General features: G+C 71.2%; 15 protein-coding genes. 5 read left to right on the top strand and 10 right to left on the bottom strand.

Annotated features, from left to right (window positions below):
* Window positions 1-72 precede the first annotated feature (72 nt).
* A complete protein-coding gene (locus tag QSJ60_RS02655; RefSeq protein ID WP_285462394.1) occupies window positions 73-2,415 on the top strand; it encodes an arylsulfatase in 2,343 nt (780 codons plus the stop codon).
* Between the two features lie 79 nt (window positions 2,416-2,494).
* Here the strand turns inward: QSJ60_RS02655 and QSJ60_RS02650 are convergent, their stop codons facing one another.
* The 8 genes from QSJ60_RS02650 to QSJ60_RS02615 all read right to left on the bottom strand — a co-directional run bounded on the left by QSJ60_RS02650 (window position 2,495) and on the right by QSJ60_RS02615 (window position 10,375).
* Window positions 2,495-2,857 (bottom strand): SHOCT domain-containing protein, encoded by a 363-nt coding sequence (locus QSJ60_RS02650; RefSeq protein WP_230765410.1) that lies wholly within the window; start codon window positions 2,855-2,857, stop codon window positions 2,495-2,497.
* A gap of 9 nt (window positions 2,858-2,866) precedes the next feature.
* Entirely contained in the window at window positions 2,867-3,301 is a 435-nt protein-coding gene (locus tag QSJ60_RS02645; protein ID WP_230765409.1) for a DUF6325 family protein, read from the bottom strand.
* A 24-nt stretch (window positions 3,302-3,325) separates the two neighbouring features.
* Entirely contained in the window at window positions 3,326-4,366 is a 1,041-nt protein-coding gene (locus tag QSJ60_RS02640; RefSeq protein ID WP_285462393.1) for an AI-2E family transporter, read from the bottom strand.
* Window positions 4,366-5,037, bottom strand: a complete 672-nt coding sequence (locus QSJ60_RS02635; protein WP_285462392.1) for a GAP family protein — start codon at window positions 5,035-5,037, stop codon at window positions 4,366-4,368. Before QSJ60_RS02635 ends, QSJ60_RS02640 begins: the two co-directional genes overlap by 1 nt.
* Window positions 5,034-6,458, bottom strand: a complete 1,425-nt coding sequence (locus QSJ60_RS02630) for a DUF1254 domain-containing protein (RefSeq protein WP_230765406.1) — start codon at window positions 6,456-6,458, stop codon at window positions 5,034-5,036. Before QSJ60_RS02630 ends, QSJ60_RS02635 begins: the two co-directional genes overlap by 4 nt.
* A 68-nt stretch (window positions 6,459-6,526) precedes the next feature.
* A complete protein-coding gene (locus QSJ60_RS02625) occupies window positions 6,527-8,233 on the bottom strand; it encodes a SulP family inorganic anion transporter (RefSeq protein ID WP_230765405.1) in 1,707 nt (568 codons plus the stop codon).
* Between the two features lie 11 nt (window positions 8,234-8,244).
* Complete coding sequence (locus tag QSJ60_RS02620) at window positions 8,245-9,543, bottom strand: ion channel protein (RefSeq protein ID WP_230765404.1); 1,299 nt, start codon at window positions 9,541-9,543, stop codon at window positions 8,245-8,247.
* Window positions 9,544-9,568: 25 nt separating this feature from the next.
* The gene (locus QSJ60_RS02615) at window positions 9,569-10,375 is read right to left on the bottom strand and encodes a mechanosensitive ion channel family protein (RefSeq protein WP_230765403.1); all 807 of its coding nucleotides are present in this window, start codon (window positions 10,373-10,375) and stop codon (window positions 9,569-9,571) included.
* Between the two features lie 183 nt (window positions 10,376-10,558).
* On the opposite strand from QSJ60_RS02615, the gene QSJ60_RS02610 reads away from it, so the two are divergent.
* Window positions 10,559-10,960 carry an SHOCT domain-containing protein gene (locus tag QSJ60_RS02610; protein WP_285462391.1) on the top strand — a complete coding sequence of 134 codons (402 nt, stop codon included), beginning with the start codon at window positions 10,559-10,561 and terminating at the stop codon, window positions 10,958-10,960.
* A 73-nt stretch (window positions 10,961-11,033) separates the two neighbouring features.
* Here the strand turns inward: QSJ60_RS02610 and QSJ60_RS02605 are convergent, their stop codons facing one another.
* A complete protein-coding gene (locus QSJ60_RS02605) occupies window positions 11,034-11,381 on the bottom strand; it encodes an ArsR/SmtB family transcription factor (RefSeq protein ID WP_230765402.1) in 348 nt (115 codons plus the stop codon).
* An 86-nt stretch (window positions 11,382-11,467) separates the two neighbouring features.
* Between QSJ60_RS02605 and QSJ60_RS02600 the strand changes: the two genes are divergently transcribed.
* From QSJ60_RS02600 to QSJ60_RS02590, 3 genes are all read left to right on the top strand, one after another.
* Window positions 11,468-12,817 (top strand): NAD(P)-binding domain-containing protein, encoded by a 1,350-nt coding sequence (locus QSJ60_RS02600; RefSeq protein ID WP_285462390.1) that lies wholly within the window; start codon window positions 11,468-11,470, stop codon window positions 12,815-12,817.
* A 34-nt stretch (window positions 12,818-12,851) separates the two neighbouring features.
* Window positions 12,852-13,268: an arsenate reductase ArsC gene (locus QSJ60_RS02595; protein ID WP_285462389.1), complete on the top strand. Its 417-nt coding sequence runs from the start codon at window positions 12,852-12,854 to the stop codon at window positions 13,266-13,268.
* A 79-nt stretch (window positions 13,269-13,347) separates the two neighbouring features.
* Window positions 13,348-14,658 (top strand): thioester domain-containing protein, encoded by a 1,311-nt coding sequence (locus QSJ60_RS02590; RefSeq protein WP_285462388.1) that lies wholly within the window; start codon window positions 13,348-13,350, stop codon window positions 14,656-14,658.
* Here the strand turns inward: QSJ60_RS02590 and QSJ60_RS02585 are convergent.
* Window positions 14,564-15,739 (bottom strand): DUF998 domain-containing protein, encoded by a 1,176-nt coding sequence (locus QSJ60_RS02585; protein ID WP_285462387.1) that lies wholly within the window; start codon window positions 15,737-15,739, stop codon window positions 14,564-14,566. The genes QSJ60_RS02590 and QSJ60_RS02585 overlap by 95 nt on opposite strands.
* Window positions 15,740-15,779 lie beyond the last annotated feature (40 nt).

Below are 15,779 nucleotides of genomic sequence, written 5' to 3'. Positions count from 1 at the left end.
GTGAGGGGTGCGGCGACGCTGCCGCGCTGATTCGCGGTCGCCCGCGCGACCGCCTGGCATCCGGGGGGATCCATGGCGAACGAGTCCACAGGCAAGCCGGCGTTCTCGGGCAAGATCGCGCTCGACGTGCGCGATTCGGTGGCCGATTGGGCGCCCTACGAGCGACCGAAGGCGCCCGAGGGGGCACCGAACATCCTCGTCATCCTCTACGACGACACGGGTATGGCCTCGTGGTCGCCCTACGGCGGGCGCATCAACATGCCGACGCTCGACCGGCTCGCCGCGAACGGGCTGACCTACACCCAGTGGCACACCACGGCGCTCTGCTCGCCGACGCGCTCGACGTTCCTCACCGGCCGCAATCACAACGTGAACGGCATGGGCAGCATCATGGAGGCCACGAACGGGTTCCCCGGGTACGCGGGGCACATTCCCGAGGGCTGCGCCACCATCGGCCAGGTGCTGCAGCAGAACGGCTACTCGACCTTCTGGGTCGGCAAGAACCACAACGTGCCGGAGGAGGACGTCTCGGCCGGCGGCAGCAAGGCGCAGTGGCCGCTGGCGATGGGCTTCGACCGCTTCTACGGCTTCCTCGGCGGCGAGACGAACAACTGGTACCCCGATCTGGTGGAGGACAACCGCTTCATCGAGCCCCCGTACACGCCGGAGGAGGGGTACCACCTCTCGAAGGACCTCGCCGACCAGACCATCCGGATGATCCGCGACCAGAAGTCCTCGAACCCCTCGAAGCCCTGGTACACCTGGTTCTGCCCCGGCGCGAACCACGCCCCGCACCACGCGCCCGAGGAGTACATCGAGAAGTACCGCGGCGCCTTCGACGACGGCTACGACGCGTACCGGGGCTGGGTGTTGGATCGCATGATCGAGCGCGGCATCCTGCCCGAGGACACGGAGCTGACCCCGTTCAACCCGATGCCGGAGGACCAGGCCAACCCCGCCGACTGGGTGAAGCCGTGGGCCGAGCTCTCGGCCGACGAGCAGCGGCTGTTCAGCCGCATGGCGGAGGTGTTCGCGGGATTCAGCGAGTACACCGACGCGCAGATCGGCCGCGTGATCGACTATCTCGAGGCATCCGGCCAGCTCGACAACACGCTCATCTTCTACTGCGCCGACAACGGGGCCTCCGGCGAGGGCTCGCCCGACGGCTCGGTGAACGAGAACAAGTTCTTCAACGGCTTCCCCGACGACCTCGCCGAGAATCTCGCGAAGATCGACGTGCTCGGCGGCCCGGAAACCTACAACCACTACCCCACGGGCTGGGCGGCGGCGTTCTCGACCCCGTTCCAGATGTTCAAGCGGTACTCGCAGTTCTCGGGCGGCACGTGCGACCCGATGATCGTGCACTGGCCCGCCGGCATCCGGGCGAAGGGCGAGGTGCGCCACCAGTACCACCACTCGACGGACGTGGTCGCGACGATCCTCGACGTGATCGGCATCGAGTTCCCGACCGTGTTCCGCGGCGTCGAGCAGCGCCCGCTCGACGGGGTGTCGATGAAGTACAGCTTCGACGCCGCCCCCGACGGGCCGACCGAGAAGCGGGTGCAGTACTACACGATGCTCGGCACCCGCGGCATCTGGAAGGACGGCTGGAAGGCGTCCGCCATCCACGCCCCGCTCACCGGGCACGGCCGTTTCAACGAAGACCGCTGGGAGCTGTACCACGTCGACGTCGACCGCTCCGAGTCGAGGGACCTCGCGGCCGAGCACCCCGAGAAGCTGCAGGAGCTCATCGACGTCTGGTTCGCCGAGGCCGAGAAGAACCACGCCCTGCCGCTCGACGACCGATCGGCCCGCGATCAGCTGACCGTCGAACGGCCGCAGGCCGAGCCGCCGCGCACGCGCTACGTCTACTACCCCGACACGGGCGCCGTGCCCGAGAGCGTCGCGGTGAACGTGCGCGGGCGCTCGTTCAAGATCATCGCCGACGTGCGGCTCGAGGCGGGCACGAAGGGCGTGATCTTCGCGCACGGCTCGCGCTTCGGCGGGCACTCGCTGTTCCTGAAGGACGGCCGGCTGCACTACGTGTACAACTTCCTCGGCATCCCGCCGGAGCAGCACTTCGTCTCCGAGGCGCTGGAGCCGGGCGACCACGCGCTCGGCATGGAGTTCGTGCGCGAGTCGGCGGGTGAGCACGGCGAGTCGATCGGCACCTGCCGGTTGTACGTCGACGACCAGGTCGTGGCCGAGGGGCCGATGCGCGCGCAGGTCGGCAAGTTCACGCTCTGCGGCGACGGCCTCTGCGTCGGCTACGACAGTGCGGATGCCGTGAGCAGCGAGTACACGAACCCGTTCCGCTTCGAGGGCGGGGAGCTGCTCGGCGTCGCGGTCGACGTGAGCGAGGAGCAGTACCTCGACCTCGAGCTCGAGGCCCTCGCGGCACTCGCCCGCGAGTGACCACCGCCTGAACCACCGAGTTGCCCGACTTTCATGAAAGTCGGGCAACTCGGGTTTCAGCGCAACGTGAGGACGCGGGTCAGGCGCCGAGGAGCTTGGCCTTGGCCGCCGCGAACTCCTCGGGCGTGATGAGCCCCTGCTGCTGCAGCGTCGCGAGCTTCTGCAGCTCGCCGACGAGGTCGCCCCCGGGCGCCGCGGCTCCGGCCGGGGCCGCTGCCTGGGCCGCGGGGGCCTGCGCGGCCGCGGCCTGCGCCGCCGCCTGCTGCATCGCCTCCTGCTGCTGGGCGGCCTGGTACTGCTCGGCCTCGTACTGCTCCTGCGCCTTCTGCTGCTGGCGCCGGGCCATCCCGCCCGACACCGCCGTCGCGGTGCCGGCGACGACCGCGGTGCGCGCCGCGAGGCCGATGAGCCCCGGGCGTCCGACTCGCCTGATGAACGGCATCGCCGCCTCCTACTCCGCCTCGGTGCTCGCCTCGGCGAGCACCTGGTTCACAACCGGCGCGGGGATCCGCACCGACTCCAGCACGACGCCGCCCGCCTCCGCGAAGCGCGAGGCGAGCCGCTTGGCCCAGACGAGCTCGACCGCGAGCAGCACCGCCGAGGTGCCGCGCTCGATCGTCTCGGCGAACTCCGCGACGTCGTCGTGCCCCACGAGCCCGCTCGCGGGCAGCTCGAGCGCGGTCACGTCGAGCTCGTCGCCGAGATCCTCGATCTCGATCGCCTCGATGCCGCCGTCCTGGTCGCGCGAGACGAGCAGCGCGTCGAGCAGCCGGATCTGCCCGGCCTCCACGAGCTCCGCGAGCGCGTCGAGGGTGCCCGCCGAGGGCCGTTCGTTCTGCAGTGCCACGACCACGATCTCGACCGGGCCGTACTCGAATTCCGCCATGAATCCCCCCTTTTGTCCGTGAGCCTAGGCCCGCTCGCGTTCCGGCGGAACCCCCGACAACCGGCGCAGCACGCCGGCGCCCGGATCGGGCTCCACGAGCAGCGCCCGCACGAGCAGCGTGAGCGGGATGCAGAGGATCGCTCCGATCGGCCCGATGACGAGCGCCCAGAACACGACCGAGAAGAACGTGAGCGTGAGGCTGAGCCCCACGGCGTCGCTCACGAACTTCGGCTGCACGAGCACCTGCAGTACCACGTTGATGACGCTGTACGCGAGCACGACGGCGAGCGCGAGCGGCCAGCCGCCGACGACGAGCGCGAGCACCGCGGGCGGGATCACCCCGATCACGAAGCCGATGTTCGGGATGAAGTTCGTGACGAAGGCGAGGATGGCCCAGACGAGCGGCGCGGGGATGCCGAGCGCCCAGAGCAGCAGCCCGTCGAGCACCGCGACGACCGCGCCGAAGCTCGCGTTCACGACGTAATAGCGGCGCACGCCGGTGAAGTAGCGGCCCGCGATGCCCTCGCCCTGCCCGCCGCCGAAGGCGGCCCCTCCGCGGCGGAAGCCCGAGGCATCCGCCGCCATGAAGATCACGTACGCCAGCACGAAGAAGAACGCCGTCGCGAAGCCGAGCACCGCGTCGGCGATCGAGGCCGCGATCGGCACGAGCGTCTCGGGGTGCAGGGCGGATGCCGCGGCGGAGGCCGTGGCATCCGTGGCGCCCAGCGACTCGAGCCAGCCGGCGATCTCCGTCGCGGTGCGCTGCAGCTCGTCGGCGTAGTCCGGCAGCATCGCGACGAACTGGGCGGAGGCGACGACGAGCAGCGCGGCGAGCGCCGCGAGGATCAGGTAGGCGACGACGATCACGGCGGTCGTCGCGAGCCAGCTCGGCCAGCCGCGGCGTTCGAGCGGGAAGCGTACGGGGTGCGCAATGATCACGACCACCGCGGCGACCGCGGCGGGCGCGAGCACGTCGCGGGCGAGCCAGACCCCGGCGAACACGACGACCGCCGCCGCGAGGGTGAGCAGAACGCGCGTGCCGTGCGCGAGCCCGCCGTCCGCCATCAGAACTGCCCGATGCCCTTGCCGATGACGACGACGCCGATGACGAGCAGCAGCACGGCCATGACGGTCGCGTTGTTGTGCACGAGCCAGTGCCGCAGCGACTCCAGCGGCCCCGCCATCTTGGCCGAGGCGACGAGGTAGGCGATGACCGGGACTGCGACCGAGCACGCGGCCACAATCGTGAAGACCACGATCGCGAGCGTCGACTCGCCGCCGTTCAGCCCGGCCGTGCCGATCGCGACGCCCGCCGCGACCGCCATGAGCAGGTTCTTCGGGTTCACCGCGGAGAGCAGGAAGCCGAGCCCGGCCCCCTTCACCGCCGTGAGCTGGTCGATCGCCGCCATCCACTTCGGCATCGTCGGCTCGGCGTCGCCCTTCGGCCGCGAGCGCCACTGCTTCAGCGCGAGGAGGAGCAGCAGCACGCCCAGCACGAGCTGGATGGTGCCGGCGATCGGCTTCGAGGCGTCGGGGTCGGAGGCCGGGATGATCGCGCCCAGCAGGGTGAACACCACCACCGCGACGACGATGCCGAGCACCCAGCCGAGCAGGAAGCCGACGCTCGTGCCCTTCGCCTTCGGCGAGAGCAGCATCAGGATGGCCGCGATGATCGGGATCGGGCTGATCGCGATCCCCAGCGCGAGCGGCAGGATGCCGCCGATGACCCCGTTCATGCGAGCGACTGCTTCACGAGCTCGGGCAGCCGCCAGCTGCCGTCGAACCAGGGCTCGAGCGGGCCGTACAGCCGCAGCATCGGGAACCAGCTCTTGCCCGGCACGGTCTGGATCCAGTTCGACTCGCGCCCCTCGGGCGCCGTCGGACCGAACCAGAGCACGTGGCTGCCGTCCTCCTCCGCCTGCACCGTGCCGTCGAGGCTCGAGAGCGCCGGGTACGGCGTCGCGGGCACCTGCAGCAGCGAGCGGGTCTGGGTGTCGTAGAGGTCGATCGACCAGAAGTTCTTCGCGGGCGGGTCCGCGGGGATGCGGAGGGAGTACGTCGCCCCGCCGTCGAGCACGTGGCCCTCGGCGTCCTCCGCCGTGTAGGCGTACGCCGAACCGGCGCCCACCTGCGCGTGCGCCATCGCCGGGGTGATCACGGTCGCGAAGTAGTGGAACTGGGTGCGCGCGTCGAGGAGGCGTGCGCCGTTCCGCAGGAACTCGAAGCTGCCGCCGACGAAGGCGTTCTTCCAGGAGACGCCCTCCCAGAAGAACGCGGCCGGGTCGCGCGGCTTGTAGACGAGCGCTCGCGCGATCGCGGCGCCGAGCTTCGCTCCACGGTCGAGGAGGTCGAGCCGGTGCGCGTCCGGGGCGAAGGGCTGCCCGTGCACGATGCCGAGGGCGGCGAGCTGACCTGCGCGCTCCACGTCGAGCGCCTCGACCGGCTCCTCCTGCACGAGCTCGTCGATCTCGTGGAAGAAGTCCACGTCGTTCGAGTGCACCGTGTTGATCTTCGCGCCGGCGATGTTCACGAAGACGTTCTCGCGCGGGGCGTCGGCCTCGGAGAGCGGGTAGATGCGGGTCCGCTTCATCGCCGGCACGCCGCCGAGCGCCCGCAGCACGACCCAGTTGGCGTACGTCGGGCTCTCGTACGTGAAGTAGCCCTCCGGCCGCTCCCCGTCATAGCCGGGCGGGAGGAAGAGGTACTTGCCCCCGGCCCCGCGGTCGGGGCCGGGGATGCCCATGTCCGCGACGTAGCGGAACCAGAAGTCGTCGACGACGCAGAGCGACTGCGGCGGAGCCTCGATCACCGTCGGGCCCCAGGCCCGGAGGTCGAGGAAGGTCGTGCCGTAGGTCGTCTCGGTGTTCGGCGTGAGGTACAGGCCGCCCGAGTTCGCCCTCGGGTCGGTGATGCCGATGATGTCCGGGCTCGTCAGCCCGGCGGCCCGCAGGCCGCGGCGCATCGCGACGAGCGAGGCGCCCGGGATGGCGTTCAAGAACGCCTCCGCGGCCCGCATCAGGTCGAGGCCGTCGTAGAGCGTCGCGAGGCTCGCGTCGCGCGGCACCCCGTCGAAGAGCTCGATCCGCCCGAACGGGGTGTCGAGCTCGTCGGGCGTGCTGAGCCGCTCGACCGCTTCGGCGAGCTCTCGCTCGCTCATGCTGGTCGCTGCCTGTTCTGTGCCCATTCGGTCCCCCCGGTCCTCTCCTGGTCTCGATCGCGGTCGGCTCAGGCGCCGCCGCGCTCGGTGGCGCGGTGCGCCGTCTCTCCGGCGCCAGGCGCCGCCTCTCCGGCGAGCGCCGCGAGCGCCGCTCGGTTCGTCTCGTAGCTCGCCCGCTCGCCAAGCAGGCCGAGGTGCTCGAGCCGCGCCTTCGCGTCGGGCCGCACCCGGCTGAAGCTGAGGTCGATGCGCTCGCGCTCGAGCCAGGCGAGCAGCGCCTCGAAGCTCTCGGCGCCGGTGACATCGACGTCGGTGACCGCCTCCATGTCGATGACGACGTGGCGCACCGGCCCGTTGCCGGCCGCCCGGGCCCGCTCGACCGCGCGCTTGACGGCGTCGCTGAAGACCGAGCCGTTCGCGAAGAACAGCGGGGCGGCGAGGCGCACCACGACCACGCCCGGCGCGGTGACCTGGCCCTTCGGCGCCTCGTCGAGCAGCGAGTCGCTGGGTTCGCCGCTCGAGGCGAGCACGTCGATCGCGGGGTTCGCCGCGCGCTTCGCGAGGTTCACGAGCGCGAGCACGAAGGCGACGACGATGCCGGGGATGGAGCCGATGAAGAGCGTCACGAGGAAGCAGACCGCACCGACCACGAATTCGAAGCGGTCGGCCTTCCACAGTCCGATGAAGTCGCGGATGCCGAGCAGCGGCAGGATCGCGACGCCGACGATCGCGCCGATCGCGGGGCTCGGGATGTCGGCGAGCAGGGCCGTGCCGAACAGGAGGAGCAGCAGCGTGCCGACCGCGAGCACGAGCGAGGGCAGCTGCGTGCGCGAGCCCGCCTGGTCCATCGCGGCGGTGCGCGAGGTCGAGGAGCCGACGGCGAAGCTGCCCGAGGCGCCCGCGGCGAGGTTGCCGAGGCCGAAGGCGAAGAGGTCGCGGTTCGGGCTCGTCGGGTATCCGCGCTTCTCGCCGTAGGAGCGGGAGACGAGCAGCCCCTCGGCGGTGGTCACGAGGGTGAGCGCGATCGCGGAGGGGATCAGCAGCAGCCAGGTCGTCCAGTCGATGACCGGCCAGGTCAGCGCGGGCGGACCGGCGGGCACCTCGCCGAGCACCGAGACGCCGGCATCGTCGAGGCTCGCGAGCACGACCACGACGGTCGCGACGACGAGCACGACGAGCGCCCACGGCACGGCGGGCAGGAAGCGCTTGCCGGCCAGCAGCACGACGACCGAGAGCACGGAGATCGCGAGCGAGATGAGGTTGGTCGTGCCGAGGCCGGTCACGAGCCCGGCCACCTTGTCGACGAACTCGCCGCCAGAGTCGATCTTCACGCCGAGCATCTTCGCGATCTGGCTGACCAGGATGTCGAGGGCGAGGCCGCCGACGAAGCCCACGAGGATCGGCTTGGAGAGGAAGTTCGCGAGGAAGCCGAGCTTGAACACCGCGAGCAGCAGGAACATGATGCCGCAGAGCACCGCCTGCGCGAGCGCGAGCGTCGCGTAGTCGTCGCTGCCTGCCACGGCCAGCCCGCCGATGGAGCTCGCGACGAGGGCGGCGGCCGCGGCATCCGGCGACGCCACCAGCTGGCGACTCGAGACGGTGAGCGCGTAGACGATCGTCGGCACGATGAGCGCGTAGAGTCCCGCCGTCGCCGGCAGCCCCGCGATCTGGGCGTAGCCGATGTTCAGCGGGATGGCGATCGCGATGAGCGTCACGCCCGCGACGAGCTCGCGGACGAGGTTGCGGCGCGTCAGTCCGACCATCGGTCGTTGCACGTGATCCCCCCTCACGACGCCACCGGCGGGGTCACGACTCCGGGCCGCTCCGACGGGTGCACCACGAGCTCCGGCGCCTTCGTCACGAGCAGCCAGACCGGCAGCACGATCACGCACAACAGTGGCAGAACGAGGGGGTCCCCGACCAGAGCGACGCCGACGAAGATCGCGATCCAGCCGTCCTTCGTGGCCGCGAGGACGATGCCGAGCGCGCCGCAGGCGATCGCGAGCGACAGCGGCAGGCCGGGGATCAGGGCGTACCCGAGCAGCCCGATCGCGACGCCGATGAACACGGCGGGGAAGATGCGGCCGCCGCGGAACCCGGCCGCCGCGGCGATCACGAGCGCCACGATCTTGATGCCGGCGAAGAGCGCGAGCTGACCCGCCCCGTAGCGCTCGGGATGCTCGATGAGCTCGCCGGTCTGCTCCAGGCCCTTGAACAGCGTCATCGGCCCGCCGATCATGCCCAGCAGGCCGAGCACCAGGCCGCCGAGGGTCGTGAAGAGCAGCGGATGCCGCAGCGAGTGGAACGCGCGGTGCACCGCGGGCAGCGCCCAGGCCGCGAGGATGCCGGCGAGCGCCGACACCGTCGCGACGAGCAGGCCGGTGAGCAGGAACACCGGCTCGACCTCGCCCATGGGCGTCACCGTGAACGCGATCGAGGAACCGCCGAGCAGGTGCATCGTGATCGCGCCGGCACCGGCCGCGGCGAGCGGCAGGAAGAGCTTGTCCCAGAGCGCGCCGCCGGCCTTCACCGCGGCGACTGTGCCGGTCAGCACGAGCGCCGCCGCGACGGGGGTGCCGAACAGCGCGCCGATCGTGGCCGCGCTCGCGAGCAGCACGACGAGCTGCTGCGGCACGGCCTTCGAGAGCCGCGCGAGCAGTGCCACGGCCAGGGCGGTGTTGATCGCGATGATCGGGTTCTCCGGGCCGAGGCTCACCCCGCCCGCGAGGCTCAGCACGACCGCGACGACGAGGCTCGGCACGACCAGGAGCGGCATCGGCGGCGCATCGAGCTCGGTGGTCGCCGAGTCGGCCCCGGCGTGGCCGGGCGCGAACTGGACGACGAGGCCGACGGCCGCACCGGTCGCGGTGAGCACGACGAGGATCCACCAGGGCGTCGCCGCGTCGGCGCCGAAGACGCCGGGCAGCGCCTCCCACAGCACGACGTGCAGCTGCTCGGCGAGGAGGTCGACGAGCCAGAGCACGAGCGCGGAGGCGGCGCCGATGACGAGCGCCGGGATCGAGAGCAGCAGGAGTTGTCGCACCGTGGGGGAGCCCGGCGCCTCGGAGGCGGGGGTGCGCTGCATGCTCGGCTCCTTCCGATCGCGCCGATCAGATCTCGAACGGCGGGGTGAGCGGCGCGGCGGGCGGATCGCTCGTCACGGTCGCGGGGATGCCCCGTCCGGCGAACGCCTCGGCGAGCGCATCGACGACGGCGGAGCTCACGGTGGTGCCGTGCTTGGGGTGGTGCCAGAAGCGCACCCGGTAGACCTGTCGCTCGGGCGAGCGGCTGCGGCTCAGCACGTCGACGTGCTCGCGCTGGTGCACCCCGTCAACGGCGCGCACCGCCGCGGCGATGGCCTCCGGCATCCCGTCGGCGGCGCCGCCGACGCGCACCTCGACCTCGCTGCGGCGGGCGCCGTGCGCGCTCTCGTTGACGAGCGGCTGCTGCAGCACGGTGCCGTTCGGCAGGTGCACGACGCGGCCGTCGAAGGTCTTCACGACGACCGCGCGGCCGTTCAGCTCGACGACCTCGCCCTCGACGTCGTCGCTCGTGAGCACGTCGCCGACCTCGATGGGACGCCTGGTCTGCAGCACCACGCCGGCCGCGAAGTTGTCGGCGATGCCGCGGAGCACCAGCACGAGCACGACGCCGACGATGAGCGCGACGGCGAGGAGCGGCTGCACCGACGCCCCGAGGAAGCCGAGCGCGACCCCCACACCGAGCAGGATGATCGCGTAGACCACGATCCGCACGATCGCGGTCTTCGCGCCATCGCCGAGCGACGGCAGGCGCACGAGCAGCTTGGTGAGGCCCCGCCGGGCGAGCCGGGAGAGGATCCAGCCGGCGACGAGGGCGAGGGCGGCGAAGAGCAGACTCCAGCCGTCGATGTCGAGCGACGCGACCCACTCCGCCATGCGATCCCCCCTTGCGGCCGAGCGTAGCGCGTAGGAAGGACTACTGACACCACACGCCGTGTCGCGCTATGGTGCAGACGGAAGCATCATCCGGGGGGAACGCGGCTCCGGCCGCGATGCGAGCCCGAGTGCGACCTCCGGCCGCTCGAGCGGTCGCGATCCTCGAATCGGAAGGGCTCACTCATGAGTTTCTGGCAGAGCTTCTGGGACATCATCTGGTGGACCATCTGGATCTTCGCGTTCTTCGCGTACCTCTGGGCGGTCATCGCGATCATCACGGACCTGTTCCGCGACCACAAGCTCAACGGCTGGTGGAAGGCGCTCTGGATCATCTTCCTGCTCTTCTTCCCGTTCGTGACGGCGCTGATCTACCTGATCGCCCGCGGCCGCGGCATGGCCGAGCGCGCCCAGAAGGACGCCGTGCAGGCGCAGCAGGCCACGGCAGAGTACATCCGCCAGGCCGCCGGCACCTCGGCGAGCCCCGCCGACGAGATCGCGAAGGCGAAGGCGCTGCTCGACTCGGGCACCATCACGCAGCAGGAGTACGACCTCCTCAAGGCGAAGGCGCTCGCCCGCCAGGGCTGATCGCGCGACCCGATCGACGGGGCCGGATGCCGCGAGGCATCCGGCCCCGTCGTCGTCCGCGTGCGAGCTCGGCCTATTCGGCGAGGACCGTCGAGAGGCGATCGAGCGAGCCCGGCACGAGGGCGTAGTACGCCCAGCTGCCGCGCCGGGTGCGGCTGAGGAAGCCGGCCTCGCTCAGAATCTTCAGGTGGTGCGAGACGGTCGGCTGGGACAACCCGGTGGGTTCGGTGAGGTCGCAGACGCACGCCTCCTGTCCCTCGGCGGCGGCGACGATCGAGAGGAGCAGCACGCGGGTGGGATCGCCGAGGGCCTTGAACAGGCCCGCGGTGGTCGCCGCCTGCTCGAGCGTGATCGGCGCGCTCGCCACTGGCGCGCAGCAGCTGTCCTGCTGGATCAGGGGGAGCTCGATCACCTCGGTCATGACGCAACTCTACGCCATATTGACATTCTTCGATACAGGGTGGATGCTGAGCTGCATCGATGTTCTTCGATGCCAAGGAGGCGCCCGTGACCCTCGTCGACCTGACGACCCCGACCCTGCACGACGATCCCCTCGACGGCCTCCCCGTCGCGATCATCGGCGCCGGCCCCGTCGGGCTCGCGGCCGCCGCGAACCTCGTCGAACGCGGCATCCCCTTCGAGATCTACGAAGCCGGCGAACGGGTGGCCGACTCGATCCAGAGCTGGGGCCACACGCGCCTGTTCACCCCCTGGCGGCACCTGGTCGACCCGGCGTCCCGTCGACTCCTCGAGGCTGCCGGGTGGACCCACCCCCACGAAGACGACCTCCCGACCGGGAGCGAACTCGTGGAGGCCTACCTGCGGCCGCTCGCCGCACTGCCGGCGATCGCCGAACACCTCTCGACCGGAGCGCGGGTCTCGGGCGTCAGCCGTGACGGCGCCGACCGCACCCGCACGCGGGATCGCGAGCGCACCGCATTCCTCCTTCGCGTCACCGGAGCCGCCGGCCCCCATGAGATGCGGGCGCGCGCGGTCATCGACGCCTCGGGCACCTATCGCTCCCCGAACTCGCTCGCCTCCTCCGGACTCGATCCGCTCGGTGCCGAGGAGGTCCGCCATGCGATCTCGCACGCGCTTCCCGACGTCCTGGGCGCGGAGCGCGAGCGGTTCGCCGGCCGTCACACGATCGTCGTCGGCGCCGGGCATTCTGCTGCGAACACCCTGCTCGAGCTCGCCGAACTCGCGTCGTCCGCACCCAGCACCACGATCACCTGGGTCATCCGGAACAGCGCGGCAGTCCGCGTCAGCGCTTCGGCCGACGACGAACTGCCGGCGCGCGCCTCACTCGGCGGTCGCGTGCAGCAGCTCGTGGCGCAGGGGCGGGTGCGCCTCGTCGACCGCTTCGAGATCGTCCGGCTCCGCCGCGACGACGAGCGGGTGACGCTGATCGGGCATCGCGGCGACGCACTCGAGGAGCTCACGGCCGACACGGTCGTGAACGCCACCGGCTTCCGCCCGGACCTCGAGCTGCTCCGCGAGATCCGGCTCGACCTCGACGAGGTGGTCGAAGCACCGAGACGGCTCGCCCCGCTGATCGACCCGAACCTGCACAGCTGCGGCACCGTGCGCCCGCACGGTTTCGCCGAGCTCCAGCATCCGGAACCCGGGTTCTTCCTCGCCGGCATGAAGTCCTACGGCCGTGCCCCCACCTTCCTGCTCGCCACCGGCTACGAGCAGGTGCGCTCGATCGTCGCCCACCTCGCCGGCGATCGCGCCGCGGCGGCGAACGTCGAGCTCGTCCTCCCCGCGACCGGCGTGTGCTCGTCGAGCCTCGGTGGCACCGCCTCGACGAGCTCCTCGTGCTGCGGACCGGCGTCGCCGTCGAGCTGCGCATAGCATCCGTTCACCCGAGTCAGGAAGCATGGACCCCATGACCGACACCCGCCCCACCGTCCTCTTCGTCTGCGTCCACAACGCCGGCCGCAGCCAGATGGCCGCGGGCTACGCCCGCACCCTCTCCAGCGGCGCGGTCGAGGTGCGATCGGGCGGCTCCGAGCCCGGCAATGCGATCAACCCCGTCGCGATCGCGGCGATGCGCGAAGAGGGGATCGACATCAGCGAGGCGGTGCCCCAGCTGCTGCAGACCGACGACGTGCGCGCCGCCGACGCGGTCATCACGATGGGCTGCGGCGACGCGTGCCCGATCTTCCCGGGCAAGCGCTACGAGGACTGGGAGCTCGAGGACCCCGCCGGCAAGGACCTCGAGACCGTGCGCCGCGTGCGCGACGACATCAAGACGCGCGTGCGGCGGCTGCTCGCGGAGCTCGGAGTCGATCTGGTCGCCTGAGGCGCACGTTCCCGATCACCCTCCGACGGGGGGTGGAGCCTTGGTATCCCGTTCGGGAAACTGAGGTATTCTTCGTGGCATGCACCCGAAGCTCTCCCTCTTCACGCGCGCCCGGAGCACGCTGATCCTCCTCGCCCTGCTGCTGGTCATCTCCCCCTTCGTGAGCGCGCCGGCCCAGGCGCTCGAAGACGAACCGGGGTATCCCCGGGTCGGAGCCTGGAGCGAGTCCCGAGACGGACACCACATCGCCTGGGGATCGACCTCGGCGATCACGCAGCTCTACGCGGTCTACACGCGAGCGGGGAGCACCCCCGATCTCTTCGCCTACTGCATCGAGGTCACCGTGTGGCCGGGCTTCGGCGAGCGGATGGACGTAGGCGGTTGGGCTTCGTTCCCCGGTGAGAACCTCTTCGCCACTGATCAGCGCGTGCGTGAACGCGTCGCCTGGATCGTGTCGAACTCGTATCCGCAGTCGTCGCTCGAGTCGATCGCCGATCGAGCCGGCATCGTCGGACTCACCGCCGACGAAGCGATCACCGGCACCCAAGTGGCGATCTGGCAGCTCACCGATTCGAGCCCGGCTCCGGCTGACTTCGTCTATCGGGGCCTGGTGGTCGACGACGGCTTCGACACGACCTCACCGACGGCGCGAAGGATCCAGGCGCTCGTCGACCACCTCACCGGTCCCACGAACACGGGGATCGCCGAGTCGAGCAGACCTGAGCTGCGCATCACCCCGCCGCAGGTGAGCGGCGTCGCCGGGCAGCAGCTCGGCCCGCTGACCCTCACCGCATCGGCGGGCGAGCTGGTGCTCGACAACCCCTCCGGCTTCCCGCTCGTGACCGCCGACGGCACCCCGATCGATCCGACCCGCCCTCCGCGCGACACGGACCTCTATCTCGATGTGCCCGCCGACGCCGGGGCTGGGACTGCGGCCGTCCGCTCCGAGCTCGTCGGGGAAGGCTACGACGGGCTGCTCCTGACCTCGCCCAATACCCCGCGTCGGCAGACCATGATGATCGCCGAGACGCGCGAGCTCACGATCTCCGCGACCGCCGAGCTGTCGTGGACGGCGGCACCGGGCGACGACGCCACCGTCCCCGGCGTGCCGATCGAACCCGGCCTGCCGATCGAACCCGGCGTGCCGATCGAACCCGGCGTGCCGGCCGTCCCCGGGGCACCGATCGAGCCCGCCGCAGCATCCCCCGCGGCGGACGCGAACGACGCCGCGCCGACGCTCGCCCGGACGGGCGCCGACGCGATCCCGACGGTGCTCGGCGCGCTCGCCGTGCTCGTCAGCGGCGCGGCGCTGCTGGCCCTTCGCCCGCGACGTCGGTCGCTCCGAGCGGCGCACCACCGGCCGCGCCCGCGGTCCGCAGGAACACGATGATCCAGCTGAAGATCAGGCACGCGGCGACGAGCTCCACCGCGGTGAGGTTGTAGTAGCCGGTGGCGAAGAACACCGCCATCACGATGATGACGACCACGTAGACGTAGCCGAGCCCGACGAACACCCGAGGCACGCTGCGGATGAGCCAAGGCAGGAACACGACGATCGCCGCGAAGCAGACCGCCATGCCCGTCGCCACCGTGTTGTGCAGGAGGAAGAAGCGGTCGACAGGGAAGATCCCGACGCAGGCGAGGAACACGCCGATGAGGATCAGGCCGATCCGCACGAGGTCGCGCCCGCGCCGGTCGGGCGGGTTCCCGGCGGGCAGCGTCGCCGTCGCGTACCGCGCGATGATCGTGACGATCGCGCCGGCGACGATGAGCGTCAGGTTGAACGCCATCGCGGAGACGTCGTTCGTCATGCCGAGCGCCGAGAGGTTCTCCTTCCACCAGTGCGGATCGCTCGCGGAGAGCATGCTCGTGAGCGCGCCGACCACGAGGAACACGGCCAGCACGAGCGAGAGCAGCATCGGGGTCATCCGCGCCGCCGAGAGGAAGCACACGTAGCCGGTCAGGGCCATCGCGACCGCGGCGAGCGCCGCCCCCGGCAGGGTGAACACGACGGCGTCGCGGAAGCAGAACTCGAGCACCGTGGCGAGCGCGAACCAGCTGAGCAGGGCGATGGCGCCGTGCGCGATCGCGAGGGCGGTGACGTCGAACCAGTGCAGCCGGGCGCCGGGCACCGACAGCCCCTGCCCGATCTCGCGGCGGAGCGCCGGGTTCGCGGTGCGCCGCACGAGCACCCGGCCGAGCACGAAGGCCACGACCGCGACGACGGCCCCGGCGATGCCGACGAACTCGCCGAGCGAGCCCTGCCCGCCCGCGATGGGGAGGTCACGACCCCAGAAGACGGCGAGCGAGACGAGCCCGCCGACCACGAAGAACGCGCTGCCGGCGAGCAGCGCCACCGACTCCAGCGATTCGGCGCTCTCGGCGGGATGCCGCAGCGCGGCGCGGAGCGAGACGGGATCTTCGTGCTCTCTGGGCGCCGCTCCGGCCGGATGCTCCTGCGTCGTGCTCATTGCGCCTCCCCCGCGGCGCGCCCGACCACCGGCCGCGCTC

The sequence above is a fragment of the Agromyces sp. NBRC 114283 genome (assembly GCF_030268405.1).
GTDB classification, from domain to species: Bacteria; Actinomycetota; Actinomycetes; order Actinomycetales; family Microbacteriaceae; genus Agromyces; species Agromyces mediolanus.
The sequence above is the reverse complement of the archived record's forward strand: the minus strand, read 5'-3'. Positions and strand labels throughout refer to the sequence as shown.